This window comes from Pseudomonas sp. MWU12-2345, assembly GCF_023242385.1.
Lineage (GTDB): Bacteria > Pseudomonadota > Gammaproteobacteria > Pseudomonadales > Pseudomonadaceae > Aquipseudomonas > Aquipseudomonas gingeri_D.
Genome location: NZ_JALLJA010000002.1, coordinates 175,051 through 200,292 on the forward strand (window position 1 = coordinate 175,051; position 25,242 = coordinate 200,292).

25 protein-coding genes and 1 other RNA gene are annotated in these 25,242 nt (G+C 61.4%); 15 read left to right on the forward strand and 11 right to left on the reverse strand.

Annotation, left to right across the window (positions count from 1 at the left end):
- Positions 1 to 145: 145 nt before the first annotated feature.
- From M5C71_RS07105 to zapE, 3 genes are all read left to right on the forward strand, one after another.
- Positions 146 to 775, forward strand: a complete 630-nt coding sequence (locus M5C71_RS07105) for an alpha/beta hydrolase (protein WP_103494604.1) — start codon at positions 146 to 148, stop codon at positions 773 to 775.
- Positions 776 to 789: 14 nt separating this feature from the next.
- Positions 790 to 2,145 carry a tryptophan--tRNA ligase gene (locus M5C71_RS07110; RefSeq protein WP_103494504.1) on the forward strand — a complete coding sequence of 452 codons (1,356 nt, stop codon included), beginning with the start codon at positions 790 to 792 and terminating at the stop codon, positions 2,143 to 2,145.
- A 90-nt stretch (positions 2,146 to 2,235) separates the two neighbouring features.
- Entirely contained in the window at positions 2,236 to 3,330 is a 1,095-nt protein-coding gene (gene zapE / locus M5C71_RS07115; protein ID WP_103494505.1) for a cell division protein ZapE, read from the forward strand.
- A 43-nt stretch (positions 3,331 to 3,373) separates the two neighbouring features.
- Here zapE and M5C71_RS07120 read toward each other — a convergent pair whose 3' ends face one another.
- On the reverse strand, positions 3,374 to 4,159 hold the full coding sequence (locus M5C71_RS07120; RefSeq protein ID WP_248767533.1) for an MBL fold metallo-hydrolase: 786 nt from the start codon (positions 4,157 to 4,159) through the stop codon (positions 3,374 to 3,376).
- Positions 4,160 to 4,230: 71 nt separating this feature from the next.
- Between M5C71_RS07120 and M5C71_RS07125 the strand changes: the two genes are divergently transcribed.
- Positions 4,231 to 5,217, forward strand: coding sequence for a helix-turn-helix domain-containing protein (locus M5C71_RS07125; RefSeq protein ID WP_248767534.1), 987 nt, complete (start codon positions 4,231 to 4,233; stop codon positions 5,215 to 5,217).
- Between the two features lie 131 nt (positions 5,218 to 5,348).
- On the opposite strand, the gene M5C71_RS07130 is transcribed toward M5C71_RS07125, so the two are convergent.
- From M5C71_RS07130 to M5C71_RS07150, 5 genes are all read right to left on the reverse strand, one after another.
- Positions 5,349 to 6,341: an asparaginase gene (locus tag M5C71_RS07130; RefSeq protein WP_248767535.1), complete on the reverse strand. Its 993-nt coding sequence runs from the start codon at positions 6,339 to 6,341 to the stop codon at positions 5,349 to 5,351.
- Between the two features lie 85 nt (positions 6,342 to 6,426).
- Entirely contained in the window at positions 6,427 to 7,572 is a 1,146-nt protein-coding gene (locus tag M5C71_RS07135) for a hypothetical protein (protein ID WP_248767536.1), read from the reverse strand.
- 11 nt (positions 7,573 to 7,583) lie between these two features.
- Positions 7,584 to 8,480 carry a nitrilase family protein gene (locus M5C71_RS07140; RefSeq protein ID WP_248767537.1) on the reverse strand — a complete coding sequence of 299 codons (897 nt, stop codon included), beginning with the start codon at positions 8,478 to 8,480 and terminating at the stop codon, positions 7,584 to 7,586.
- 112 nt (positions 8,481 to 8,592) lie between these two features.
- Positions 8,593 to 10,572, reverse strand: coding sequence for an NAD(P)/FAD-dependent oxidoreductase (locus M5C71_RS07145; RefSeq protein ID WP_248767538.1), 1,980 nt, complete (start codon positions 10,570 to 10,572; stop codon positions 8,593 to 8,595).
- A 137-nt stretch (positions 10,573 to 10,709) separates the two neighbouring features.
- The gene (locus tag M5C71_RS07150) at positions 10,710 to 11,606 is read right to left on the reverse strand and encodes a GlxA family transcriptional regulator (RefSeq protein WP_177099618.1); all 897 of its coding nucleotides are present in this window, start codon (positions 11,604 to 11,606) and stop codon (positions 10,710 to 10,712) included.
- A gap of 261 nt (positions 11,607 to 11,867) precedes the next feature.
- Between M5C71_RS07150 and M5C71_RS07155 the strand changes: the two genes are divergently transcribed.
- On the forward strand, positions 11,868 to 13,013 hold the full coding sequence (locus M5C71_RS07155) for an acyl-CoA dehydrogenase family protein (protein ID WP_247263179.1): 1,146 nt from the start codon (positions 11,868 to 11,870) through the stop codon (positions 13,011 to 13,013).
- 129 nt (positions 13,014 to 13,142) lie between these two features.
- Here the strand turns inward: M5C71_RS07155 and M5C71_RS07160 are convergent, their stop codons facing one another.
- The gene (locus tag M5C71_RS07160) at positions 13,143 to 14,183 is read right to left on the reverse strand and encodes an NADP(H)-dependent aldo-keto reductase (protein WP_103494514.1); all 1,041 of its coding nucleotides are present in this window, start codon (positions 14,181 to 14,183) and stop codon (positions 13,143 to 13,145) included.
- Between the two features lie 245 nt (positions 14,184 to 14,428).
- Here M5C71_RS07160 and rplM point away from each other — a divergent pair, with 245 nt between their 5' ends.
- From rplM to M5C71_RS07195, 7 genes are all read left to right on the forward strand, one after another.
- Positions 14,429 to 14,857, forward strand: a complete 429-nt coding sequence (gene rplM, locus M5C71_RS07165) for a 50S ribosomal protein L13 (protein ID WP_060783310.1) — start codon at positions 14,429 to 14,431, stop codon at positions 14,855 to 14,857.
- Positions 14,858 to 14,871: 14 nt separating this feature from the next.
- Complete coding sequence (gene rpsI, locus M5C71_RS07170; protein ID WP_103494515.1) at positions 14,872 to 15,264, forward strand: 30S ribosomal protein S9; 393 nt, start codon at positions 14,872 to 14,874, stop codon at positions 15,262 to 15,264.
- Between the two features lie 275 nt (positions 15,265 to 15,539).
- Positions 15,540 to 16,136, forward strand: coding sequence for a ubiquinol-cytochrome c reductase iron-sulfur subunit (gene petA, locus M5C71_RS07175; protein ID WP_103494516.1), 597 nt, complete (start codon positions 15,540 to 15,542; stop codon positions 16,134 to 16,136).
- Positions 16,136 to 17,347 (forward strand): cytochrome bc complex cytochrome b subunit, encoded by a 1,212-nt coding sequence (locus M5C71_RS07180; protein ID WP_100941287.1) that lies wholly within the window; start codon positions 16,136 to 16,138, stop codon positions 17,345 to 17,347. Before petA ends, M5C71_RS07180 begins: the two co-directional genes overlap by 1 nt.
- Positions 17,347 to 18,126, forward strand: a complete 780-nt coding sequence (locus tag M5C71_RS07185) for a cytochrome c1 (protein ID WP_103494517.1) — start codon at positions 17,347 to 17,349, stop codon at positions 18,124 to 18,126. Before M5C71_RS07180 ends, M5C71_RS07185 begins: the two co-directional genes overlap by 1 nt.
- A gap of 185 nt (positions 18,127 to 18,311) precedes the next feature.
- On the forward strand, positions 18,312 to 18,929 hold the full coding sequence (locus M5C71_RS07190; protein ID WP_103494518.1) for a glutathione S-transferase N-terminal domain-containing protein: 618 nt from the start codon (positions 18,312 to 18,314) through the stop codon (positions 18,927 to 18,929).
- Positions 18,930 to 18,940: 11 nt separating this feature from the next.
- Positions 18,941 to 19,354, forward strand: coding sequence for a ClpXP protease specificity-enhancing factor (locus M5C71_RS07195; RefSeq protein WP_103494519.1), 414 nt, complete (start codon positions 18,941 to 18,943; stop codon positions 19,352 to 19,354).
- A gap of 55 nt (positions 19,355 to 19,409) precedes the next feature.
- Here M5C71_RS07195 and M5C71_RS07200 read toward each other — a convergent pair whose 3' ends face one another.
- From M5C71_RS07200 to M5C71_RS07215, 4 genes are all read right to left on the reverse strand, one after another.
- On the reverse strand, positions 19,410 to 19,988 hold the full coding sequence (locus tag M5C71_RS07200) for a BON domain-containing protein (protein ID WP_103494520.1): 579 nt from the start codon (positions 19,986 to 19,988) through the stop codon (positions 19,410 to 19,412).
- Positions 19,985 to 20,578, reverse strand: a complete 594-nt coding sequence (locus M5C71_RS07205) for a phosphoheptose isomerase (protein ID WP_103494521.1) — start codon at positions 20,576 to 20,578, stop codon at positions 19,985 to 19,987. Before M5C71_RS07205 ends, M5C71_RS07200 begins: the two co-directional genes overlap by 4 nt.
- 137 nt (positions 20,579 to 20,715) lie before the next feature.
- Positions 20,716 to 21,087: a YraN family protein gene (locus tag M5C71_RS07210; protein WP_177099468.1), complete on the reverse strand. Its 372-nt coding sequence runs from the start codon at positions 21,085 to 21,087 to the stop codon at positions 20,716 to 20,718.
- On the reverse strand, positions 21,087 to 22,898 hold the full coding sequence (locus tag M5C71_RS07215; RefSeq protein WP_103494523.1) for a penicillin-binding protein activator: 1,812 nt from the start codon (positions 22,896 to 22,898) through the stop codon (positions 21,087 to 21,089). The genes M5C71_RS07210 and M5C71_RS07215 overlap by 1 nt, the downstream gene beginning before the upstream one ends.
- Before the next feature lie 236 nt (positions 22,899 to 23,134).
- Here M5C71_RS07215 and rsmI point away from each other — a divergent pair, with 236 nt between their 5' ends.
- From rsmI to mraZ, 3 genes are all read left to right on the forward strand, one after another.
- The gene (gene rsmI / locus M5C71_RS07220; protein WP_177099470.1) at positions 23,135 to 23,989 is read left to right on the forward strand and encodes a 16S rRNA (cytidine(1402)-2'-O)-methyltransferase; all 855 of its coding nucleotides are present in this window, start codon (positions 23,135 to 23,137) and stop codon (positions 23,987 to 23,989) included.
- 132 nt (positions 23,990 to 24,121) lie between these two features.
- An RNA gene (gene rnpB, locus M5C71_RS07225) (RNase P RNA component class A) lies at positions 24,122 to 24,475 on the forward strand.
- Between the two features lie 310 nt (positions 24,476 to 24,785).
- Complete coding sequence (gene mraZ / locus M5C71_RS07230; RefSeq protein WP_100941295.1) at positions 24,786 to 25,241, forward strand: division/cell wall cluster transcriptional repressor MraZ; 456 nt, start codon at positions 24,786 to 24,788, stop codon at positions 25,239 to 25,241.
- Position 25,242 lies beyond the last annotated feature (1 nt).

Sequence of the window (25,242 nt, forward strand, 5' to 3'; positions counted from 1 at the left end):
CCTTCCTCTATAAACGGCTTTGCTTTACGTTAACGGCTCGGACCTGCGCTGTATACCGCGATCTTAAGGTCGCAGTCATGTCAGGCACAGACTTTTAGCTAGACGAGTCGACCCCTTGAGAGGTCACGGAGTTCCTTCCTTGCTGATGCGTGAAACCCCTGTATTGATCGATGGCCCTGTCGGCCAACTGGAAGCCTTGTACCTGGATATCCCCGAACCACGGGGCCTGGCGCTGATCTGCCACCCCAATCCGGTGCAGGGCGGCACGATGCTCAACAAGGTCGTCTCGACCCTGCAGCGCACTGCGCGCGATGCCGGCCTGATCACTTTGCGCTTCAACTATCGCGGCGTCGGCGCCAGTGCCGGCAGCCACGATATGGGCCACGGCGAAGTCGATGACGCCCAGGCCGCCGCGCAATGGCTGCTCGAACGGCACCCGGGTTTGCCCCTGACCCTGTTCGGTTTTTCCTTCGGCGGTTTTGTCGCGGCGAGCCTCGGCGGTCGCCTGGAAGCCCAGGGCCAGACCTTGCAGCACCTGTTCCTGGTGGCCGCGGCGGTCATGCGTTTGCAGGCGGTCGACCGTCTGCCGGAAAACTGTCCGCTGACCCTGATCCAGCCGGAAACCGACGAAGTCATCGATCCGCAGCTTGTCTATGATTGGTCCGCCGCGCTGGAACGTCCCCATGAGCTGCTGAAAGTGGCAGAATGCGGACACTTTTTCCACGGCAAGCTGACCGATCTCAAGGATCTGATCCTGCCGCGCCTCTCGAATTGAACAAGCGACCCTCCATGACCACACGTACGCGCATCCTTACCGGTATCACCACCACGGGCACGCCGCACCTGGGCAACTACGCCGGCGCGATCCGCCCGGCGATCCTCGCCAGCCGCGACAGCAACGCCGATTCGTTCTACTTCCTGGCCGACTACCACGCCCTGATCAAGTGCGATGACCCGCTGCGCATCCAGCGCTCGCGCCTGGAAATCGCCGCGACCTGGCTGGCCGGTGGCCTGGATGTGGACCGCGTGACCTTCTATCGTCAGTCGGATATCCCGGAAATCCCCGAGCTGACCTGGCTGCTGACCTGTGTCGCCGCCAAGGGCCTGCTCAACCGCGCCCATGCCTACAAGGCCTCGGTGGACAAGAACGTCGAAGGCGGCGAAGACCCGGATGCCGGGATCACCATGGGCCTGTATAGCTACCCGGTGCTGATGGCCGCCGACATCCTGATGTTCAACGCCCACCAGGTGCCGGTCGGTCGCGACCAGATCCAGCACGTGGAAATGGCCCGCGACATCGGCCAGCGCTTCAACCACCTGTTCGGCCAGGGCAAGGAATTCTTCGTCATGCCCGAAGCACTGATCGAGGAAAGCGTCGCCACGCTGCCGGGCCTCGATGGCCGGAAAATGTCCAAGAGCTACGACAACACCATCCCGTTGTTCAGCAGCGCCAAGGACATGAAGGAGGCGATCTCGCGGATCGTCACCGACTCCCGTGCGCCGGGCGAAGCCAAGGACCCGGACAATTCGCACCTGTTCACCCTGTTCCAGGCGTTTTCGACCCCGGCGCAGGCTGCCGAATTCCGTGGCGAGCTGCTGGCGGGCCTCGGTTGGGGCGAAGCCAAGAGCCGCCTGTTCACCCTGCTGGACAACGATCTGGGCGAGGCCCGCGAGCGTTATCACGAGCTGATCACCCGTCCGTCGGACCTGGAAGACATTCTCCAGGCCGGGGCGAAGAAAGCCCGTAGCGTCGCCACCCCGTTCCTCGGCGAGCTGCGCGAGGCGGTGGGCCTGCGCTCCTTCGTCAACCAGACCCAGGTGGCCGCGAGCAGCAAAAAGAAAGCCGCCAAGGCTGCGCGTTTTGTCAGCTTCCGGGAAGACGACGGCAGTTTCCGTTTCCGCCTGCTGGCCGCCGATGGCGAACAACTGCTGCTGTCGCGGCACTTTGCCGATGGCAAGGCCGCCGGTGCGGTGACCAAGCAATTGCAAGCCGGCCAGGCCCTGGATATTCGCAGCGAGGCCGGGCGTTTCAGCGTCTGGCTGGAAGGCGAGTGCGTGGCCGACAGCGCCGAGTTCGCCGACGAAGTGTCGCGTGACGCGGCCATCGAGGCGTTGCGGGTCGCGTTGACCCCGGCACAGGATTGATTCGAGGCCTTCCCGACCAAGGGTTGATTGCCATTCCCACGGGCCGTCGCTAAAGTGACGGCCCGTTTTTGTTACCTTGCTAACGAAATTATGACGCCCCTAGAACGATATCAAGCTGATCTGAAACGCCCCGAGTTCTTTCACGACGCGGCCCAGGAAACGGCAGTGCGCCATTTGCAGCGCCTGTACGACGACCTGATCGCGGCCTCGCAGAACAAGCCGGGCCTGCTCGGCAAACTGTTCGGCAAGAAAGACCAGGCGCCGGTCAAGGGCCTGTATTTCTGGGGCGGCGTCGGTCGCGGCAAGACCTACCTGGTGGACACCTTCTTCGAAGCGCTGCCGTTCAAGGAAAAGACCCGCACGCACTTCCACCGCTTCATGAAGCGGGTGCACGAAGAAATGAAGACCCTGACCGGCGAGAAAAACCCGCTGACCCTGATCGCCAAGCGCTTTGCCGCCGAGACCCGGGTGATCTGTTTCGACGAGTTCTTCGTTTCCGATATCACCGACGCGATGATTCTCGGCACCTTGATGGAAGAGCTGTTCAGGAACGGCGTGACCCTGGTGGCCACCTCGAACATCGTGCCGGACGGTTTGTACAAGGACGGCCTGCAACGCGCGCGCTTCCTGCCGGCGATCGCCCTGATCAAGCAGAACACCGAGATCGTCAACGTCGACAGCGGCGTCGACTATCGCCTGCGGCACCTGGAGCAGGCCGAGCTGTTCCACTTTCCGCTGAACGAAGCGGCCCAGGAAAGCCTGCGCAAGAGCTTCCGCGCGCTGACGCCGGAATGCACCCAGGCCGTCGAGAACGACGTACTGATGATCGAGAATCGCGAGATCCGCGCGATCCGTACCTGCGACGACGTGGCCTGGTTCGACTTCCGCGAACTGTGCGACGGCCCGCGCAGCCAGAACGACTACATCGAACTGGGCAAGATCTTCCATGCCGTGTTGCTCAGCGGTGTCGAGCAGATGAGCGTCACCACCGATGATATCGCCCGTCGATTCATCAACATGGTCGACGAATTCTACGACCGCAACGTCAAGCTGATCATCTCGGCGGAAGTGGAACTCAAGGATCTCTACACCGGCGGGCGTTTGAACTTCGAGTTCCAGCGCACCTTGAGCCGTTTGCTGGAAATGCAGTCCCACGAGTTCCTGTCGCGGGCGCACAAGCCTTAACCGCCATCCCCGGCGCGGCCCACGAGCCGCGCAGTATTCGGGGTTAGCCGACGGTGGGGAAGGTCAAGACTTCTCCATCCTCGGGAATCAGCAGGCGCGCTTCGATGCCGGCCAGTTGCGCCGCGTCGGCCAGTGAGCGGCGTTTCACCGGGCAATGGCTGAGGGCTTCCAGGTGATTGGCGATCACCAGGCCCGCTGACAGCTTTGTGAACTCGACGACCTCTTCAACCCCCATGATGATGTCCCCACCCAGATCGAATCGCGCGCCGCCCGCCGGTACGACGGACAGTTGTGGCCGATGCTCGGCGATGAATGCCTTGACGGTCGGGGTGAGCAGGGTATCGCCACTCAGGAAGAGACTGGGCTCGCCCGGTATTTCAAGCAGATAACCCACCCCGTGCTCCATCAGCTTGCCCACCAGTCCCAGGCCGTGGGTGCAGCGCACCGTGCGGATCTGACCGTCGAGGAAAGGGCTGGGTCGTTCATGGTCGCTGGGCAACGGCTGTACGTTCAGGTCGTGGGTGGCCAGATAGGCCGCGTCGTGGGGCGTGCAGATCACCGGTGTGCCGGTGTCGCGCAGCCATTTTTTCGCGGCGCGATCGAGGTGATCGAAGTGGCCTTTCTGACAATGGGTGATCAGGCAATGGGTGACCGACTGGAGTGCCTCCGTGGCCGATACCGGCAATTCGACCAGCGGGTTGCGATTCCTGGCGCGAAATACGCGTAACGATGGCAGGGCGTTTTTACGCGCGAGCATCGGGTCGACCAGAATACGATGGCGGCCGAACTCCAGGATAATCGTCGCATTGCGTAGCTGATGGATGTGCATGCTCATACCTCTGGGAAGAGGTTGCATTGTGTTCGACCGGGCGGTCACGCAGAATGGCGGGATTGGACATAATGGATTCAGTTTCTGCCATGAGCCGGCCTCTTCGAATTGGATTGCTGCTGTACCCGGGTTGCATACCGTCGGGGCTGCTGGCCTTTGCCGATCTTTTGTATGCCGCCAACCGTCGCGCTTCGCAGACGCTCTTCGAAACCTTGTTTGTCGCCTTGCAGGCAGGCCCGGTGGCGTGTGCCGGTGGTGTGTCGTTGCAGGTGTCCCAGGCCTTGTCGGAGACGGACGTTGATGCGCTGCTGATTGCCGGCTTCTGGGCCGAGTCTTCCCGGCAGGTCGAGAAGGTCGTGAGCGATAACAACGCTTTGGTGTTGGCCTTGGCGGCTTGTTCGAAGCGTGTGCAGTTGTGGAGTTATTGCACGGGTGTCTGCCTGATCGCCGCGAGCGGGCGGCTGGAGGGGCAGGCCGCGACGGTGACCTGGTGGCTGGCGGGTGCCATGGCTCAGCGTTATCCCAAGGTGGACTGGCAGAGCCAGCGTCACTGGGTGATCAATCCGTCGACTGCGACGGCTTGCGGGGTGACGGGCTATTTGCCGATTGCGCAGGCGTTGATCGAGCGGGCGATCGGTCAGGAGCTGTTTCACGACCTGGCCAAATTGATGGTGTTGGCGCGTCCGGTCCAGGCGCATCCGGCCTTTGCGGCGATGAGCCTGATCGAGCAGTCGAGTTCGTTGTTGCGGCAGTTGCACCGGTGCGTTGAACAATCGCCGGCGGAGCAGATCACCGTGCAGCGGTTGGCGGAGCAGTTGGGTTTGTCCCCGCGCACGTTGGCGCGCAGGGTGAGTGCGGAAACCGGTGTTGCGGTGGCGGCCTATGCGCGTTGTATCAAGCTCAACCAGGTCAGTGAGCGGCTGATGCTGACGTCCACGGCGGTCAATACCATCAGTGCTGATTTGGGGTTCAGCAGTGATTCGAATTTGCGGCGGATGTTCAAGGAACTGACCGACTTGACCCCGCTTGAGTACCGGCAGCAGTTTGGGCGGCGTTGAGGGCCTCTTCGCTGCGATGCGGCATCCCGACAAGCCAAGCTCCTACAGTACAGCGTCGGACACAGATCTTTTGTACGGCATGGACCTGTAGGAGCAGGGCTTGCCCGCGAAGCTTTTGGCGGTCTTGACTTCTACAGGGCATATCCGAAATGACGCAGGTACTCCGGCAGCTCGCTGCTTCGCTGGCAGCCGATCAGCAGCCACAACAGAATCCGCGCCTTGCGTGGACACAGAAACCCCGCCATCTGCGCTCCACGCTGGATCAGGTCAATTTCACTGCCGACAAAGCCATAGGAGTGACTCGCCGTTGAACCGGCCCCGGTACGTGTACCGATCACCACCGGGATCTTCAACGCCAATGACGTGATCGCCTTGGCCCAAGCTTCACTGACATGACCGGCACCGAAACCGGCGATCACCAGACCGTCGTAGCCCAACTCCGGCAGCTTCTCCAACATCAGCGTATCGGCTGACAGTGTCGCTTCGAGCAGAGCGATCCGCTGCCCACTGCGAACCGGCAACGGCAAAATTTTTCTCGGCGCAGGAGCGTGCAGATAACGCACGGCATTTTCGATGATCAGACCATTGGGGCCGAACACCGGTGAGCTGAAGGCTTCCAATGCCAGGGCATCGCTCTTGCGCACACGGCTCGCGGCGTGGACCTGGCCATTGATCACCACCTGCACGCCACGCCCGCGACTGGTGCTCGACAGGGCAACCAAGCCCGCATGCAGCAGGTTCGCCGGACCATCGGCGCTGATCTCGGCGGCTGAGCGCATCGCCCCGGTCAGCACCAGCGGCTCCTCGCGATCCCAGAGCAGTTCGAAAAAGAACGCGGTCTCCTCCAGGGTGTCGGTGCCCTGGGTGACCACCACGCCGCTGGCGCCTTGTTCGACTTGATGCCTGGCCCAGTCGAGGACATCGAGCAGAAAGTCGAAGTCCAGCGAGGCGCTGGGTTGCAGGCACAGGGTCTCGACGTGGATCCGGGCCAGAGTCGCCAGCAGCGGCACCCGCTCCAGCAGGGCCTGGCCGTTGACGCTGGGCACCACGCCCTGGTCCGGGCGGGCGGCTTGCATGCTGGCAGTGCCGCCCAGGGCGGCGATGGAAAGTTGAGGCAAGGACATGGAGCTCTCGCTGATAAAAGGTCGGGAAGAGGCGATGCCGGCGGCACCAGAGTACCGCCGGGTGGAGGGAAAAGCGCTGTTCGATTCAGACCAGCCTGAGCAACCCGCCGAGCAGCGGCACGATCAGTGCCGTGCTGAGCGCCATCGACAGCACATTGCCGATATACGGGTGCATATGCCCCGGGACCCGCCGCGACAGGACGACGGCCAGCGGCGGTGCGATCAAGGCGCCGAGCAGGGCGCTGGCGATCACCACCAGTGTTCCGCCGCCATGGATCAGTACGGCGGCCGGGGCGACGGAGACAATCGGGATATAGGTCGGGTACCAGCCCCGCGTAATCCATTGCTGTCGCCAGACCATCACACCGATGGCCGACGCCAGGGCCTGGGCCGCGAGTATCGGCAGCAGCAGGTCCGAGCCGTAGGCTGGCCCGGCGGGGTTGAGCCCGTAGGCCAGCAATACCCCCAACAGCAATCCCAGGCTCGCCCATTCGTTACCGAAGAACGGCGCTTCGGAAAAGTCGGCGAGTACCCGGCGCATGCCCCAGACCAGCCCGTGATTACTGGCTTTCGGCACAGGCGCTGGTGCGGTGACCATCGCCGGTTCCGGTTTCACCAGCGCCGGCCAACGCCGACACAGGGTAAAGGCCATCACGCTGCCGAGAGCCATCCCCAGCACATTGCCGATCACTGCCGGCAGGTTCAACGGATTGCAGACAAAGTTGACCAGCAGCAAACATAACGGCGTGACCAGTAGCGCCCCCATGACTGCACCGCTGGCGGCGATCCGCGTCCCCGGGCCAAACAGCAGCACGGTGGCTGCGGGAACGGAGACAAAGGCGGCGAAGGTCGGTTGCCAGCCATAACGCGGCACGCTCCAGCCCCACAGCAGGTTGCTCAGCAGCAGGCCCAGCAGCGAACTGCCGATCAGCCAGGGCCACAGGCCGCTGCCATAGCAGATGGCAAAGCCCTGCCAGGCCTTGCCCCGGCGATGGGCCCAATGGGCCAGGCCGGCACCGGCCAGCAGGCCCAACGAAGCCAGCTCATGTTTGTAGAAAGCCATTTCGCTGATATCGCCGAGCACCCAGCGCAGCCAGGCACCGGGGGCGGGCAGGTTGTCCATCATATGCAGGTAGCCGGACCCGCCGAAGGGCAGGCTCAGCCAGACCAGCAGGATCAGGCCCAGGCCGAGCAGGCCGGCGAGCCGGCTCGGGTTGGAGACAGTGTTCATCCCGACCTCCTTCAGCGCGGCAGGGAAGGATGGCGGAGGTAGCCGAGCATACCGTCGTAGAGGTCGGTCCGGCGGTCCCTGGGCAGGTCGTTCAGGCTGTTCCAGATCGGCGCGCTGCGGGCGCTGACCAGATCGATATCGGCAAACAGCACGGTCTCATCGATGGGCGAGGCTACCTCGCTGAGGGGCCAGCCGTTGGTCCCGGCGATCAGCGAGCAGCCGAGGAAGCGCTCGCCGCGATCGCTGCCGACGCGATTGGCCGCGGCGATAAACACGTTATTGACGTGGGCCGCGGTGATGGTCAGGTACGAGGCCATGCATTTGCCGGTCTCGTCGAACAGCGGCGGCGGGGTCCAGACCCAGTTGTTCAGGCTGCAGATGATATCCGCGCCCTGCTGGCTCAACAGGCGTGGTACTTCGGGAAACCAGATATCCCAGCAGATCAGCAGGCCGATCCGCCCGATGGGTGTGTCGAAAACCGGAAAGCCCAGGTCCCCCGGGGTGAACCAGAGCTTCTCCTCGTTCCATAAATGCGCCTTGCGGTACTTGCCGATAAACCCGTCCGGGCCCACCAGCACCGCGGTGTCGAACAGCTGCACTCCGTCACATTCGGCGACGCCGGCCGCCAGGTAAATCCGATGCTCTTGTGCGAAATTTACCCAGGCCTGCACGCTGGGACCTTGCGGTACAGCTTCGGCGTGGAGGAAGGCTTCCTGGCGGTTCTGGAAGCTGTAGCCAGTGTTGGCCAGTTCCGGCAGCACGATCAGGTTGGCGCCGCCGCGCACCGCCTGGCCCGCCAGCGCAAGGCTGCGGTCCAGGTTATACGGGGTGTGGGCAACACCAGCCTGGGGATCGAACTGCACGACGGCAACGCGTACGGGACTGACAGCGGGGCGAGATTCATTCATTTGAGGTGCTCTCATTCTTGTTATTCAACCCGAATGGGTTGATGAACCTATGAGAAGCCATTCAATGAGTGGTGTATGTCGGTGGCCCTCCGGTAAGTCAGTCGGGTATTTCCTAGACCGCCCTGGGAATACTGAACGCAGTTGGTGGGTTGTTGGCGGGTGGTCGCCCGCTGTATTCGGGGTAGTGCTTCAAGCTGAAACCTCCATTGAATATTGCACCGGTGCGTTGGCACAGATGGATCGTGGCATCGAGGGCGCCCCGCAGGCAGGGCTCGGTCCAGCCGGCGTCGACCGAAAAGGATTCGCCGCACAGGTAGAGCCCGGAGCGGGCGGAGTAGTGGCGGTTGTAGTTCATCAGGTCGATGGCTTCGTAATAGGTGCCGGGGCGATAGAGCTTGGCGGCTCCCAGGGCATTACGATCACTCATCCAGCGATGCACCGCGGCCCTTTGCGTATCGATATAGGGTGAGATCCGCTGATTGATATTGCTCGCGTGCAGCAGGATCCGATCCAGTTCGCCGACGCATTTTTCCACCAGCTCCTGGTCCGAAAACAGCGCAAGTTTGGTTGCATCGTCCTCCCAGGTGTAACTCAGCAGGATGCAGTCATATGGATAGGTGTCGTTGTAGCTATAGGTGTACATGTCGTGGATCAGGCTGTCGGTGACCAGCGCCTGGGGGATGCCGTGGGGCTCGGTGAAAAAGCTTTTTTTCAGCGGCGCAAACACCTTGCAGCTGGTTTCCCAGTGGGCGGTCTTGTAGGCGCTGCGGATGTGGAACGGCAGCATCCGCTCGTCGAAACCCTTGAGCTCGACGGTGGTTTCGATCAACCAGGACGGCAGGGTGAGAATCACCGAGTCGAAGACCTCGCTGCGCAGCTCGCGGCGTTGCGGATCGTCCCATTGCCAGGCGTAGTCGACGCGAATCTGCTGGTTGGGCAGTTTGCTCAGGCCGTTGACCTGGGCCTGGGTGGCGAACCCGGCACCGCGCTGTCGGCAATGTTCGTAGAAGGACAGGCCACGCCCTTCGACCGGCATGAACAACAGGCATTCGTCCAGGGCGGCGACACCCAGGTAGCGCGGGGCATCGAAGGCCAGGCCGTTGCAGTCGAGCAGCGTGCCGGCCTGCAGATGCGGCGACGGCAGCGGATTGCCGTGCTCATCGACGCGGCCGTGCATCAATTGCAGGCGATGGCTGAAACCAAAGATCGCGGTGCGGATCGGGTACAAGCTGCAGGCGTCATAGAACGCGCCCCAACTGCCGTCGCCGATGCCGATGGCATAGAAGATCGCCGACTCTTCGGCGCTCATGCCGACGCCGCCGAAATTGCCCGGGTCGTCCGCATGCCAGTGGCTGATGGCCGGCAGCGTGACCAGGTTGCGAAACGACAGGCTCTCATAACGCCGGACAATCGCCGCCCAGAGGTCTTCCCAGCCGTCGCTGGCGTAGTGGGCCTCGACCTGGCGGGTCATGCGCTCGGCGAACAGGCGCCATTTTTCGTGGACCTGTTTCAGCAGTTTTCCCGGTGGCGGGGTCTGCCCGTCGCGGTTGTCCCAGATCAGCATCCGCGGGGTTTCCTGCCCCTCCAGCAGGCCCTCGCGGAGGAAAATTCCGGTGCTCCTGACCTGGGCGCTGCCGGGGTTGGCGAAATCCGAAAGGCGCAGGTTGAACTGCTCGGTGTAGTGCGCGAGCACGGAGCGCCCTTGCAGCGGTGCCTCGCCCTCGCGGTTGAAGTACGGCAGGCGCATCGCGCCCATTTCGAAGGGGGTGGAACCGGTGGTGGCGGGCTGGCTTTTGTCGATCACGGTCAGGTGCCGGCCGCCGATGCGCCGGGACTGTTCGAGCAGGGTGATGTCCGTGAAGCCGCAGCGCAGCAGCTCGTGAGCCGCGCTGAGGCCGGTGACGCCGGCGCCGATGATGCAGATCCGGTGGGCGCGGTCCGTGGCGCGGGCGACGCCGCCGGGTTGCTCGACCAACCGGCGGTAGTCGAAGCACAGGTCCGGCGGGTTGGGGAAACGGGCGCGCCAGGCGCGCTGGGGTTCCACCGTCGGTGTAGGGAATGAGGGCTGCTGTTGAGCCAATCCAATAGGCATGTACGACGCTCCTTGTCAGTGGCAATCGGTAGTGATTGCCGGAGCGAGTCTACGAAGGCGAGGGCAGGGCGCTGTGGTAATTAATTATGCAAGGTTGCGCGCCGCTTTCGTTTAGTGTCGAAAACGGCGCACGGGCTTCACGCCGCTTGCTGGAACTGCTGGCGATACTGGTTGGGCGACAGTTCGGTGTGTTGGCGGAACAGTCGGGCAAAGAAGCTGGCATCGTCATAGCCGACTTCATAGCTGATGGTCTTGATGCTTTTACGGGTGCCCGAGAGCAGGCCCTTGGCGGTCTCGATGCGCAAGCGTTGCAGGTAGTGCAACGGCTTGTCGCCGGTGGCGGTCTGGAAGCGGCGCATGAAGTTGCGAATGCTCATGCCGTGTTCCCGGGCGACATCCTCGAAGCGGAACTTGTCGGCGAAATGCTCTTCGAGCCATTGCTGGATCTGCAGGATGATCACGTCCTGGTGCAGCTTCTGGCCGCCGAAGCCGATACGCCCCGGGGCGTAGCTGCGCTGGACTTCATAGAGGATATCGCGGGCCACGGCCTGGGCGACGTTGGCCCCGCAGAAGCGTTCGATCAGGTAGATATAGAGGTCGCAGGCCGAGGTGGTGCCGCCGGCGCAGTAGAGGTTGTCGGCGTCGGTCAGGTGCTTGTCCTGGTTCAGCTGGACATTGGGGTAGCGTTCGCTGAAGGCGTTGAAGAAGCGCCAGTAGGTGGTCGCTTCCTTGCCATCGAGCAGGCCGGCTTCTGCCAGCCAGAACACCCCGGTGGCCTCGCCGCAGAGCACGGCGCCGCGGGCATGCTGCTCGCGCAGCCAGGGCATGACCTGGGGGTAGCGCCGGCAGAGGGTTTCGAAGTCGTCCCAGAACGCCGGCAGGATGATCACATCGGCATTTTCCAGGCCGCCGTCCACCGGCAGGATCACATCGCTGAAGCTGCACACCGGCTTGCCGTCGGGGCTGACCAGGCGGGTCTCGAAGGCCTTGGTGAGTCCATGGCCGAGCTGTTTGCCGTAGCGCAGGCTGGCCAGGTGGAAGAAGTCCTTGGCTTGCATAAGGGTGGAAGCGAATACCCGGTCGATAGCCAGGATGCTGACGCGCCGCAAGGGCGTGGAGAGTGGGTTAGCCATAATTCCATTGTTCTTATTAGCGGATTAGCGGGAAGTTCTTATAGGGGAAAGTGGTCAACAGACGGCTGGATCGTCTTATTTTTTGTCGCATGTGTCCAGTGTTACCCGGCAAAACACTGGCATAGGCTTTACGGGCCAATCCTGGCCTCAGCGTCCTTGCAGGTGCCCCCGATGATTCCCAGAACCCTGTTCAGTTCCGAGCACGAGCTGTTTCGCAGCAGTGTGCGCAAGTTTCTCGAGCAGGAGGCGGCGCCCTTCCATGGGCAGTGGGAAAAACGCGGCTATATCGACCGCGAGTTGTGGAACAAGGCGGGGGCGCAGGGGATGCTCTGTTCTCATCTGCCGGAGGCCTACGGCGGCATGGCGGCGGACTTTCTCTACAGTGCCGTGGTGATCGAGGAAATCAGCCGGCAGGGCTTGAGCGGCATCGGTTTCTCATTGCATTCGGATATTGTCGCGCCTTATATCCTGCATTACGGCAGCGAGGCGCTGAAGCTCAAGTACCTGCCCAAGCTGGTGTCCGGCGAAATGGTCACGGCCATTGCGATGACCGAGCCGGGGGCCGGCTCCGACCTGCAAGGGGTGAAGACCACGGCAGTGCTGGACGGTGACGAGTATGTGCTCAATGGCTCGAAGACCTTTATTACCAACGGCTTTCTCGCCGACCTGGTGATCGTCGTCGCCAAGACCGATCCCCAGGCCGGAGCCAAGGGGATCAGCCTGTTCCTGGTCGAGGCCGATACGCCGGGGTTCGCCAAGGGCAAGCGCCTGGAAAAGGTCGGCATGAAGGCCCAGGACACTTCCGAGCTGTTTTTCCAGGATGTGCGGGTGCCCCGGGAAAATCTGCTGGGGCAGGTCGGAGCGGGTTTTGCCTATTTGATGCAGGAGCTGCCTCAGGAGCGCCTGACGGTGGCGATCGGCGGTTTGGCCTCGGCCGAGGCGGCGTTGCAATGGACGCTGGAGTACACCCGCGAGCGCAAGGCCTTCGGCAAATCCATTGCCGACTTCCAGAACACGCGCTTCAAGCTGGCGGAAATGGCCACCGAGATCCAGATCGGCCGGGTGTTTGTCGACCGCTGCCTGGAGTTGCATCTGCAAGGCCAGCTCGATGTGCCGACGGCGGCGATGGCCAAGTACTGGGGCACCGACCTGCAATGCAAGGTGCTCGACGAGTGCGTGCAGTTGCATGGCGGCTACGGGTTCATGTGGGAATACCCGGTGGCCCGGGCCTGGGCGGATGCACGGGTGCAGCGCATCTATGCCGGGACCAACGAGATCATGAAGGAGATCATTGCCCGGTCGCTTTGACAGGCACGCCTCAATCTCACTGTAGGAGCGAGCTTGCTCGCGATGGCCGTCAACGATGACGCGGGAAACCTGATACCCCGCGGTGTTCCGACTACCATCGCGAGCAAGCTCGCTCCTACACCGGTAGGCTTACGGCGCCGGGTTCGGATGATCCTTGTGGATCGCCTCGATCCCCGCCAGCACTTCCTCCGACAGCTTCAGGTCGGCGCTGGCAATGTTGCTGTCCAACTGCTCCAGCGTCGTCGCGCCAATGATGTTGCTGGTGACGAACGGTTGCTGGGTGACAAATGCCAGGGCCATCTGCGCCGGGTCCAGGCCGTGTTCACGGGCCAGGGCGACATAACGGCTGCACGCCGCTTCCGATTGCGGGTTGAAATAACGGCTGAAGCGGCTGTACAGGCTCAGGCGTGCCTTGTCCGGCCGGGCGCCGCCTTCATACTTGCCCGAGAGGAAACCGAAGGCCATCGGCGAGTACGCCAGCAGGCCGCACTGTTCGCGCAGGGCGACTTCCGCCAGGCCTACTTCGAAGCTGCGGTTGAGCAGGTTGTAGGGGTTCTGGATCGACACCGCCCGCGGCCAGCCGCGGCGCTCGGCCTCGAGCAGGAATTTCATGGTGCCCCACGGGGTTTCGTTGGACAGGCCGATATGGCGGATCTTGCCGGCCTTGACCTGTTCGTCCAGCGCTTCGAGGATCTCCTCGATCGGCGTGAAGTCTTCGTCGGCCTTGTGCTTGTAGCCCAGTTGGCCGAAGAAATTGGTGCTGCGTTCCGGCCAGTGCAACTGGTAGAGATCGATCCAGTCGGTCTGCAGGCGCTTGAGGCTGGCGTCCAGGGCTTCGACGATATGCTGGCGGTTGTGCTTGAGCTGGCCGTCGCGGATATAGCCGATGCCGTTGCCGGGTCCGGCGATCTTGCTCGCCAGGATCCAGTCGGCACGGTCGCCGCGCTGCTTGAACCAGTTGCCGATCATGCGCTCGGTGCTGGCGTAGGTTTCGGCCTTGGGCGGCACCGGGTACATCTCGGCGGTGTCGATGAAATTGATCCCGGCACCTTTCGCCCGTTCGATCTGGGCAAAGGCTTGATCCTGGGTGTTCTGCTCGCCCCAGGTCATGGTCCCCAGGCAAATTGCGCTCACGTTCAGATCGGTCCGGCCTAGCTGACGGTATTCCATTGGCTGCTCCTGTGGGGAAACGATCATAAAAGCAGGTTGAAATTTTTTTCGCAATCTGCATAATTACGCACCTCTTTATGCAGTGGAAGTGATGCGCCGCCGCCAAAGAATCTTGCCGTTGAACGGACGCGCCGACCCGAGCCCCCGAAAGCGTCTGTATCCGGCTGCCTTTGACCTTGTCAAAGTACGCACTATTCAGTAAGATCCGCCGTCTTATTTACAGGCGGCCCCTGAGGCTATAAAGAATGAAAACTTTTACTGCTAAACCGGAAACAGTTAAGCGCGACTGGTTTATCGTCGACGCTGCTGGTCAGACCCTGGGTCGTCTGGCCACCGAAATCGCGAGCCGCCTGCGTGGCAAGCACAAAGCCGAATACACTCCGCACGTCGACACCGGTGACTACATCGTTGTGATCAATGCCGAGCAGATTCGTGTAACCGGTGCTAAAACCACCGACAAAATGTACTACTCCCACTCCGGTTTCCCGGGCGGCATCAAGTCGATCAACTTCGAAAAGCTGATCGCTAAAGCCCCTGAGCGCGTGATCGAGACCGCGGTCAAAGGCATGCTGCCTAAGAACCCGCTGGGTCGCGACATGTACCGTAAGCTGAAAGTCTATGCGGGCGCTGTTCACCCTCATACTGCTCAGCAGCCCCAAGAACTGAAGATTTAACGGAATAGTTCATTATGTCGGCGACTCAAAATTACGGCACTGGCCGTCGCAAGACCGCAACCGCACGCGTTTTCCTGCGTCCGGGTACTGGTAACATCTCCATCAACAACCGCACCCTGGACACGTTCTTCGGTCGCGAAACTGCCCGCATGGTAGTTCGCCAGCCGTTGGAACTGACTGAGACTACCGAGAAATTCGATATCTACGTCACTGTCATCGGTGGTGGTGTAAGTGGTCAAGCTGGCGCAATCCGCCACGGTATCACTCGCGCTCTGATGGATTACGACGAGACTCTGCGCGGTGCTCTGCGCAAAGCCGGCTTCGTAACCCGCGATGCTCGTGAAGTTGAACGTAAGAAAGTGGGTCTGCGTAAAGCGCGTAAGCGTCCGCAGTACTCGAAGCGTTAATTCGGTCCCGTACCGGCTCTACGTTTCAGCATACGTTCTACAAAAAGCCCGGTTTCCTCGCGAAACCGGGTTTTTTTATGGGCGAAATATTTTCCTGTGACAACTTGCCACATCCGTAGAGCCCCTATACTACAAGGCTTGGGGCAGGGTGGGGCTGGTAATTACCTTGTCATACGTGTGGCTTTTCATTACCATTCGGCAAAATTTATAAGTACAAAAATTCACTTAGTAGACGCCTGATTTAACAGGCCACAAAGCTGATGGGAGAGGACTGAATGAGTAGCAATGACGGCGTGAATGCAGGCCGGCGTCGCTTCCTCGTAGCAGCCACATCCGTGGTAGGAGCTGCAGGAGCGGTGGGGGCTGCGGTCCCGTTCGTGGGGTCATGGTTTCCCAGTGCCAAGGCGAAAGCTGCGGGGGCGCCCGTGAAGGTGAATATCAGCAAGATCGAGCGTGGGCAGCAGATGATTGCTGAGTGGCGAGGTCAACCGGTCTTTATCGTCCATCGTACCCCCGAGATTCTGGGTAATCTGGCCAAGATCGAGGATCGCTTGTCCGACCCCGAGTCCAAGGCTTCTACACAACCCACCTATGTCGACCCCAAGAACCGCGCGATCAAGCCAGAGCTACTGCTGTTGATCGGTATCTGCACCCATCTGGGGTGCTCACCCACCTTCCGTCCGGAAGTGGCGCCCGCCGATCTGGGCGCCGACTGGGTCGGTGGCTATTTCTGCCCTTGCCATGGTTCTCACTACGATCTGGCTGGCCGAGTCTACAAGTCGCAACCCGCGCCTTTGAACCTGCCAGTTCCGCCGCATTCCTATGAGTCCGACACGATTGTTGTGATTGGCGTCGATATGGAGAAAGCGTGATGAGCAAGTTCATGGATTGGGTCGATGCGCGCTTTCCCGCCACCAAGATGTGGGAAGACCATCTCAGCAAGTATTACGCTCCGAAGAACTTCAACTTTTTCTACTTTTTTGGCTCCCTGGCCCTGCTGGTGCTGGTCAATCAGATCGTCACCGGTGTCTGGCTGACCATGAGCTACACCCCTTCGGCGGAAGAAGCCTTCGCCTCCGTCGAATACATCATGCGCGACGTCGAGTACGGCTCGATCCTGCGCCTGCTGCACTCCACCGGCGCTTCGGCGTTCTTTATCGTGGTCTACCTGCACATGTTCCGTGGCCTGCTCTACGGTTCGTACCAGAAGCCCCGTGAGCTGGTGTGGCTATTCGGCATGCTGATCTACCTGGCGCTGATGGCCGAGGCGTTCATGGGCTACCTGCTGCCGTGGGGGCAGATGTCCTACTGGGGGGCTCAGGTGATCATCTCGCTGTTTGGTGCGATCCCGGTCATCGGCAACGACCTGACCCAGTGGATTCGTGGTGACTACCTGATTTCCGGGATCACCCTGAACCGCTTCTTCGCCCTGCACGTGGTGGCCCTGCCGATCGTCATCCTCGGCCTGGTGGTGCTGCACGTACTGGCGCTGCACGAGGTCGGTTCGAACAACCCGGATGGCGTCGACATCAAGAAGCACAAGGACGAGAACGGCGTACCGCTGGACGGCATTGCCTTCCACCCGTACTACACCGTGAAGGATATCGTCGGCGTGGTGGTGTTCCTGTTCATCTTCTGCTCCATCGTGTTCTTCTTCCCGGAAATGGGCGGCTATTTCCTCGAAAAACCCAACTTCGAAGTGGCCAACGCCTTCAAGACCCCCGAGCACATTGCCCCGGTCTGGTACTTCACGCCGTTCTACGCGATCCTGCGGGCGGTTCCGGACAAACTCATGGGCGTCATGGCCATGGGCGCGTCGATCGCCGTGCTGTTCGTCCTGCCGTGGCTGGACCGCAGTCCCGTGAAGTCGATGCGCTACAAGGGGTGGCTGAGCAAGATCTGGTTGTGGGTGTTCTGCATCGCCTTCGTCACCCTCGGCTGGCTGGGTGTGATGCCGCCGACGCCGGAGCGCACGCTGCTGTCGCGGATCTGCACGGTCCTGTACTTCGCCTACTTCATTCTGATGCCGTTCTATACCCGGCTCGAGAAGACCAAACCGGTACCGGAAAGGGTGACTGGCTGATGAAAAAATTATTTGCAGTCTTGATGCTTGTGGCCCTGCCACTCCTGTCTTTCGCTGACGAGCATGGTCCTGATCTTGAAAAAGTCGCCATCGATGTTTCCGACAAGGCGGCCATGCAGGATGGTGCACGGACCTTTGCCAACTATTGCATGGGTTGCCACAGCGCCAAGTTCCAGCGCTATGAACGTGTCGCCGATGACCTGGGGATTCCCCATGACCTGATGCTCAAGAACCTGGTGTTCACTGGTGCCAAGATCGGCGACCACATGACCATCGGCATGCAGCCGGCCGACGCCAAGGCCTGGTTCGGCGCGGCACCGCCCGACCTGACCCTGGTGGCCCGCGTACGCGGCACCGACTGGCTCTATGGCTACCTGCGATCCTTCTACGAAGACCCTGCGCGTCCCTGGGGCGTGAACAACAAGGTCTTCCCGAACGTCGGCATGCCCAACGTGCTGGTGGGCCTGCAGGGGCGTCAGGTCGTCGGTTGCAAGCAGGTTCAAATCGTCGAGGAGGGCAAGAAGCAGTATGATCCGCTGACCGGTACGCCTTTGACCCATGAAGCGTGCGACCAGTTGACCATCGTGCCGAAAACCGGTGCCTTGAACGAAGAGCAATTCGATGAGAAGGTCAAGAATCTGGTGACCTTCCTGGCCTACTCGGCCAACCCGGTGAAGCTGGAACATCAGCGCATCGGTACCTACGTTTTGCTGTACCTGGCCTTCTTCTTCGTGTTCGCTTATCTGCTCAAGCGCGAATACTGGAAGGATGTGCATTGATAACGTTGTAACATAGCTGTCAATCGTGCGCGCCCAAGGGTGCCTCTGAAGATGTAGCCAGCAAGGACGGGCGGGGTGAGCCGGCAACGGTTTCACCCTCGCTCTGTTTTGGGGCTGCGGGAGGCTTGTCTTGGGCGCGCTCGTTTTTCCGTTTTCAATAATTTCAACAAGCGAGGAGGACCGCCATGGGCGTGACCAACCGGTTGGCCTGTTACTCCGACCCCGCCGACCACTATTCCCACCGGGTGCGCATCGTGCTCGCGGAGAAGGGTGTCAGCGCCGAGATCATTACCGTGGAAGCGGGGCGTCAACCGCCGAAGCTGATCGAGGTGAACCCTTACGGCAGCCTGCCCACCCTGGTCGATCGTGACCTGGCGTTGTGGGAGTCGACCGTGGTGATGGAATACCTGGATGAGCGTTATCCGCATCCACCGCTGCTGCCGGTTTATCCCGTGGCACGGGCCAACAGCCGTTTGCTGATCCATCGCATTCAGCGCGACTGGTGTGCGTTGGTGGATGTGATTCTGGATTCGCGCAGCAAGGAGCCGGCGCGGGTGCAGGCGCGTAAGGAATTGCGCGAGAGCCTGACAGGGGCATCGCCGTTGTTTGCCGACAAGCCATTTTTCCTGAGTAATGAGCAAAGTCTGGTGGACTGCTGTCTATTACCGATACTCTGGCGTCTGCCGATTATGGGTATTGAATTGCCGCGGCCCGCAAAGCCGTTGCTCGATTATATGGAGCGCCAGTTTGCGCGTGAGGCTTTCCAGGCAAGCTTGTCTGGTGTCGAACGCGATATGCGCTAAGGAGCCGTTTTATGAACTCCAGTCGCCCTTATTTGGTTCGTGCTCTGTACGAATGGATAGTGGATAACGATTGTACGCCGCACATACTGGTCAATTCCGAGTATCCCTCGGTCCAGGTGCCGCAAGGTTTTGCCAGCGACGGGCAAATCGTCTTGAACGTTTCGCCCAGCGCGGTGCGTCACTTGCACATGGACAACGAGGCGGTCAGCTTCGAAGGGCGTTTCGGTGGTGTACCGCACACGCTTTTCGTGCCGATCAGCGCCATTCTCGGGATCTACGCCCGGGAGAACGGCCAGGGCATGGTGTTCGAGCTGGAAGCGCCCCTGGAGGGCGACGATGGGGTCGAGCCGGATGATGACGGTCCGCCGCCAGGTTCCGAGCCGCCGCGTCCTAGCGGTCGGCCAAGCTTGAAGGTGGTGAAGTAATAAAAAAGGCGCCTCGAATGAGGCGCCTTTTTTACATCTGCATTCTGGCAGCGGATCAGTCGATGTACTCGAACAGCTTGACGATCTTCTGCACGCCGCCGACGCTCTGCACCAGGTTGGTGGCGCGGGCGCCTTCGTCCTGGGTCACCAGGCCCAGCAGGTAGACGATGCCGTTCTCGGTGACGACCTTGATGCGCGAACCGGGAATGCTGTTATCGGTCAGCATCTGGGTCTTGATCTTGGTGGTCAGCCAGTTGTCGCTGCTGCGGGCCAGCAGCGAGGACGGTTCGATGATCTGCAGCTCGTTGTTGACCTTCTTCACTCGTTGAACCGCGGCGGCGGCCTGTTCGGCCTTGGCCTTGAGGTCTTCGCGTGGGGTCTGGCCGGCCAGCAGGACAATGCCGTTATAGCTGGTGACGACAATATGCGAGCCGTTATCCAGGGCGGGATCGGCCTTGGCGACGTTGACCGCGACCTTGGTCTCGATCAGCGAATCATCGATCTTGCTGCCCAGGGTGCGGGTTCCGCGATCGTCGTTGATCGGCTCGTCGCGGGTGGCGGTCAGTACCGAACTGCAGCCGCTGATGCCCAGGCACAGGGTCAAGGCCAGCAGGCTAAGGCGATTGATGGTCATTCTTCACTCCCGAACAATTGGCTGTCGATCAGATCGCAGAGGCAATGGATCGCCAGCAGGTGGACTTCCTGAATACGTGCGGTGACGTTGGCCGGGACGCGAATCTCGACATCCTCGGGCAGCAGCAGGGAGGCCATGCCGCCGCCGTCGCGTCCCGTCAAGGCTACGACAACCATTTCGCGATCATGTGCGGCCTGGATGGCCTGAATAATGTTGGCGGAGTTGCCGCTGGTGGAAATCGCCAGCAGCACGTCGCCCGGTTGGCCCAGTGCGCGGATCTGCTTGGAGAAGATTTCGTTGTAGCTGTAGTCATTGGCGATCGAGGTGAGGGTCGAGCTGTCGGTGGTCAGGGCAATGGCCGGCAGGCTCGGTCGCTCGCGCTCGAAGCGGTTGAGCAGTTCCGAGGAAAAGTGCTGGGCATCGCCGGCGGAGCCGCCGTTGCCGCAGGAGAGCATTTTGCCTTCGTTGAGCAGGGCATTGACCATGACCTGGCTGGCTTGCTCGATGTGAGGTGCAAGAACGTCCATCGCCTGTTGCTTGGTGTCGATACTGGCCTGGAAAAGCTGGCGAATTCGGGATTGCATGTCCATCTACGTAACCTTAAGTAGGGCGGCTGGTCGAGCGCGGACCGGGTTTTCCCGGTAGCTGCCCGGCACAAGAATGTGCAGCCCGCAAAGCAAAGAGCAAAATCGGTGGGTGAAAAGAGTAACCGGGTCGACAGCCTGGATCAGCTGTCGAAGGCATTCCGTAGCCAGTTCAACTGGGGTGTCGCCTCGACCGGGCCGTCTATGGCCACCACGTCAAAGCGGCAAGGGCAATGGGCCCAGCGTGACTCGCGTTGCAGGAAATACTGCGCGGCGAATATTACCTTCTTGCGCTTGCGGGCATCGATGCTGCCCAGTGCGCCACCCCATTGGGTGTTTTTCCTGTAACGAACTTCGACGAATACTACTGTATCGCCGTCGAGCATGACCAGATCAAGCTCGCCCCGTTTGCATGTCCAGTTCTGCGCCAGCAGGCGCAGCCCCTGTTGTTCAAGGTGCCGCAGCGCCAGGAGCTCGGCATCCTTGCCGTGTTCCAGGTGGGCGGCGGGTGCCATCAGTGCGGCGTATCCGGCAGGCGCTGGACCTGACCGCTGACGAACTGGGCCCAGGGCAGCTGGCGTTCGACCCGTTGTCCCGGATCCATGCTCAGGCTGCCGGAGAGACCTTCGATACGGCTGTCGGGCAGGGCCTTGAGTTGACCCAGGCGTGGTGCCAGGCGATAGGCGTCGACACCCATGGCATACAAGCGACCGAGGGCGCCGTTGGCTTGTGGCCATTGCGCGGTGACCTGTTTGCGCAGCGGGTCGTTGGCGTCCAGCAGCCAAGGGGTTTCGCAGAAACGAACGCCGTTCATGTCGTTGTACTGGTTCTGGTCGCCGGTGGCGCTGAACACGTGGGAGGTCGCATACACCGGTACATCACCGGCGTACTGGAAGTTCAGGGTCGGTTTGATCTGCTGCGCCTGTTGCGGTGTCGCGGCGAGGAAGATGAACTCGATGTCCTGGCGACGCGACGGTTGGGCGGCGACCTGGCCGCCTACCGTGCTTTGCAGGCTCTTGGCGCGGCCTTCGCTCTGGCGCAGCTGGAACAGATCGGCGATCTGCTGGGCCAGGGCGACTGGTTGATCGACACGTTCGATACCGACCACGGTGCCGCCGTTGGCTTCCCAATCCTGGCGGAAGGCCTTGAGCACGCGATCACCCCATTCGCCTTTCGGCACCATGGCGGCAGCACGGTGCAGGCCGTCGGCGCGGGCGCGACGGGACACTTCGCGGGCTTCGTCTTCGGCGGCGAGGCCGAACTGGAACAACTGCGCCGGGTTCTGCGCGCTTTCGCTGTAGTTCAGCGCCAGGGTGGTGATCGGCAATTGCGCACGGGCGCTGAGCTGCTTGACCAGCGGCTTCTCCAGCGGACCGATCACCAACTGCACGCCGGAGGCCTGGGCCTTGCGATAGAAGTCGTCGAGGGAGGTGAGGCGCGAGCTGTCGTAGAACTCGATGACCGGCGGCTTCTGGCCGGCCTGCTGGGCCTGGTAGTGAGCGGCCATGAAGCCTTCACGCAGGGCCTTGCCGACCGAGGCCAGCGGGCCGTCCTGCGGCAGCAGCAGGGCGATCTTGCTCAGCGGCTGGCTGGCCAGTTCCTTGAGTTTCACCAGGGGCAGCGGCAATTGCACGGCGGCCGGGTGCTTGGGGTTCTGCGCGCGCCAGGTATCGATGGCCGCCTGTTGCTGTTCCAGGGTACCGGACGATTTCACCGCCAGCGCCAGGCTCAACCAGCCGCTGAGATCGTCGTTGCCCGTGGGTTGCAGCTGGTCGGTCGGCAGGGCCGCGATCAGTGCCCAGATGGCTTCGTGATTGCTTTTCGCCGCATCGCCGCTGAGCAGCGGGGCGATGAAGATGCGCTCGCGAGCGGCGGCCAGGGTCTGGCCGTCGGCTTCAAGGGCGCGGGCGCGCACGGTCTGGGTGCGAATCTGCTGGTCCACCGGCAGCTCGCTGAGGCGCTCCAGGCTCGGGTGGCTCAAGGCGGTCAGCGCCGCCTTGGGCTGGTTGCGGGTCATCGCCAGTTCGGCCGCCAGGGTACTGGCGTACACCTGCTGTGCCGGCTTGAGGGTATCCAGCGGTACCTGCGCAAGAATCTGCGAGGCGCGGCCGCTGTCTTTCTGGCGATAGGCCAGGTCGGCAGCGGTCAGGCGCAGCAGGGCGGCTTGTTCCGGCGTCTTGCTGGAAGCCGCCTGCTCGAGCAGTTGCTCGATGCTGGCATTCGGGGTCCGTGGGAGTTCGCCAAGGCTGGAAGAGGGCGAGCTGGCGCAAGCCGCCAGCAAGGCAGCGAGGCAGAGGGCAGAGAACAGCCGCAGGCAAGCGATCATGTAGTGTTCCTGATACTCGATCATATGAGCGTGGAATTGTACCCAAGCACTGGCCGGGGCGCGATGTTACTGGCGTGAAACGGTCAAATTAGGTCGTACAAAGCGTGTCACGGCGCTCGAATCGCTCGCCTTTTGGGCCCGCGCTCGCCGTTGTGAAGCATATCGGCAGGGCGGCTACGCGCTACAATGGCGTTTTCGTTCTTCTCGAGGTATGCGCTTTGACTGCTCCAGGTGCTTTGAATTCCGCTGTCGGCTCGCTTTATGTGGTGGCGACGCCCATTGGCAACCTGGATGACATCAGTGCGCGGGCCATGAAGGTGTTGCGCGACGTGTCGCTGATTGCCGCGGAAGACACCCGCCACTCCCTCAGATTGTTGCAGCACTTCGGAATTACGACACCGCTTGCGGCCTGTCACGAGCACAACGAACGTGACGAAGGCAGCCGTTTCATCGCCAAGTTGCTGGCGGGCGAGGACGTGGCCCTGATCTCCGATGCGGGCACGCCGTTGATCTCCGATCCCGGTTATCACCTGGTGCGTCAGGCGCGGGCGGCAGGTATCAGTGTAGTGCCGGTTCCCGGCGCTTGCGCCTTGATCGCCGCGCTCTCGGCGGCCGGGCTGCCGTCCGATCGGTTCATTTTCGAAGGTTTCCTGCCGGCCAAGGCGGTGGGGCGTCGTGCTCGCCTCGAGTTGCTCAAGGAAGAACCGCGCACGTTGATCTTCTATGAAGCGCCGCATCGGATCCTTGAATGCCTGCAGGACATGGAGACGGTCTTCGGCGCCGAGCGCCCGGCACTGCTGGCCCGTGAACTGACCAAGACCTTCGAAACCCTCAAGGGCTTGCCGCTGAGCGAGCTGCGCGGCTTTGTCGAGGCCGACGCCAATCAGCAGCGTGGCGAGTGCGTGGTGCTGGTCGCCGGCTGGACGGCACCGGAAAACGACGACGCGGTCGGCAGCGAGGCGATGCGCGTCCTCGACCTGTTGCTCGAGGAAATGCCGCTCAAGCGCGCCGCGGCCCTGGCGGCGGAAATCACTGGGGTGCGCAAGAACCTGCTGTATCAGGTGGCGCTGGATCGGCAGAAAAATGCCTGACTGATTTTGCTGTGGGTTGGATCCGATCCAGGTGTGGGATCCGGCCTGGCGGTGTTTGCCGGGACAGCACCCTGTGGCGAAACGCCTTTAATGCTTGTCCTTCAGGGCATGTGCCGGTAACCTTCGCGGCGGAGAGTCGATTGGACAGTCGCTGCCCCCTATGAAAATTAGGGGGGGGAGGAAAGTCCGGGCTCCATAGGGCGGAGTGCCAGGTAATGCCTGGGAGGCGTGAGCCTACGGAAAGTGCCACAGAAAATAACCGCCTAAGCGCTTCGGCGCCGGTAAGGGTGAAAAGGTGCGGTAAGAGCGCACCGCACGGCTGGCAACAGTTCGTGGCTAGGTAAACCCCACTCGGAGCAAGACCAAATAGGGTTCCAAGGCGTGGCCCGCGCTGGAACCGGGTAGGTTGCTAAAGATGTCCAGTGATGGCCATCGTAGAGGAATGACTGTCCTCGACAGAACCCGGCTTACAGATCGACTCTCCACCTCTTTCCCTCCCTGCACGCAATCGCTGGCAGAAGCGCATTTGTAATACCGAAAAAATCTTACTCTTCACAAATCACTTTAACTTCCGCGCTCAAATTTCTCAGCGCGTTGAAGTTCGTCTCCGGAAACACTCTCCCGATTGTCGAATTACCTCCTTTTATGCTCCTAAATCTCCGATCTGTAAGGCTTTTCCTTAAGACCGCGCCTTGACGGTGTGGTGGGCGCATTCCTATAGTGTGCGCAAGTGGAGGAAAGTGGCATGAAGTGGGTTTTTTTGACGTAAAACGCTAATATTTGGAGAAACGCAGCTGTGTTTCGCGGAGCCAACGCTATCAGTCTCGATGCAAAGGGCCGTCTCGCTATGCCGAGCCGGTACCGTGACGAGCTCGTTTCGCGTAGTTCCGGCCAACTGATCGTGACCATTGATGCCGTGGACCCCTGTTTGTGTGTGTACCCGCTCGACGAGTGGGAACTGATTGAAACCAAGCTGCGGGCGTTGCCGTCGTTGCGGGAAGAGAACCGCCGGCTGCAGCGTTTGCTGATTGGTAATGCCGTCGACCTCGAGCTCGACGGCAGCGGCCGTTTCCTGGTGCCGCCGCGCCTGCGTGAGTACGCGAAGCTGGACAAGCACGCGATGCTGGTAGGCCAACTGAACAAGTTTCAACTGTGGGACGAGGACGCCTGGAACGCTGTATCGGCAGCGGACCTGGCGGCCATTCAACAACCGGGCGCGATGCCTGATGAACTGCGTGATCTGATCCTGTGAC

Bases quoted from the DNA above. Each gene is read 5' to 3' on its own strand.
- M5C71_RS07105 (WP_103494604.1), top strand. From the start codon at position 146: ATGCGTGAAACCCCTGTATTGATCGATGGCCCTGTCGGCCAACTGGAA.
- M5C71_RS07110 (WP_103494504.1), top strand. From the start codon at position 790: ATGACCACACGTACGCGCATCCTTACCGGTATCACCACCACGGGCACG.
- zapE (WP_103494505.1), top strand. From the start codon at position 2,236: ATGACGCCCCTAGAACGATATCAAGCTGATCTGAAACGCCCCGAGTTC.
- M5C71_RS07120 (WP_248767533.1), bottom strand. From the start codon at position 4,159: ATGCACATCCATCAGCTACGCAATGCGACGATTATCCTGGAGTTCGGC.
- M5C71_RS07125 (WP_248767534.1), top strand. From the start codon at position 4,231: ATGGATTCAGTTTCTGCCATGAGCCGGCCTCTTCGAATTGGATTGCTG.
- M5C71_RS07130 (WP_248767535.1), bottom strand. From the start codon at position 6,341: ATGTCCTTGCCTCAACTTTCCATCGCCGCCCTGGGCGGCACTGCCAGC.
- M5C71_RS07135 (WP_248767536.1), bottom strand. From the start codon at position 7,572: ATGAACACTGTCTCCAACCCGAGCCGGCTCGCCGGCCTGCTCGGCCTG.
- M5C71_RS07140 (WP_248767537.1), bottom strand. From the start codon at position 8,480: ATGAATGAATCTCGCCCCGCTGTCAGTCCCGTACGCGTTGCCGTCGTG.
- M5C71_RS07145 (WP_248767538.1), bottom strand. From the start codon at position 10,572: ATGCCTATTGGATTGGCTCAACAGCAGCCCTCATTCCCTACACCGACG.
- M5C71_RS07160 (WP_103494514.1), bottom strand. From the start codon at position 14,183: ATGGAATACCGTCAGCTAGGCCGGACCGATCTGAACGTGAGCGCAATT.
- rplM (WP_060783310.1), top strand. From the start codon at position 14,429: ATGAAAACTTTTACTGCTAAACCGGAAACAGTTAAGCGCGACTGGTTT.
- rpsI (WP_103494515.1), top strand. From the start codon at position 14,872: ATGTCGGCGACTCAAAATTACGGCACTGGCCGTCGCAAGACCGCAACC.
- petA (WP_103494516.1), top strand. From the start codon at position 15,540: ATGAGTAGCAATGACGGCGTGAATGCAGGCCGGCGTCGCTTCCTCGTA.
- M5C71_RS07180 (WP_100941287.1), top strand. From the start codon at position 16,136: ATGAGCAAGTTCATGGATTGGGTCGATGCGCGCTTTCCCGCCACCAAG.
- M5C71_RS07185 (WP_103494517.1), top strand. From the start codon at position 17,347: ATGAAAAAATTATTTGCAGTCTTGATGCTTGTGGCCCTGCCACTCCTG.
- M5C71_RS07190 (WP_103494518.1), top strand. From the start codon at position 18,312: ATGGGCGTGACCAACCGGTTGGCCTGTTACTCCGACCCCGCCGACCAC.
- M5C71_RS07195 (WP_103494519.1), top strand. From the start codon at position 18,941: ATGAACTCCAGTCGCCCTTATTTGGTTCGTGCTCTGTACGAATGGATA.
- M5C71_RS07200 (WP_103494520.1), bottom strand. From the start codon at position 19,988: ATGACCATCAATCGCCTTAGCCTGCTGGCCTTGACCCTGTGCCTGGGC.
- M5C71_RS07205 (WP_103494521.1), bottom strand. From the start codon at position 20,578: ATGGACATGCAATCCCGAATTCGCCAGCTTTTCCAGGCCAGTATCGAC.
- M5C71_RS07210 (WP_177099468.1), bottom strand. From the start codon at position 21,087: ATGGCACCCGCCGCCCACCTGGAACACGGCAAGGATGCCGAGCTCCTG.
- M5C71_RS07215 (WP_103494523.1), bottom strand. From the start codon at position 22,898: ATGATCGCTTGCCTGCGGCTGTTCTCTGCCCTCTGCCTCGCTGCCTTG.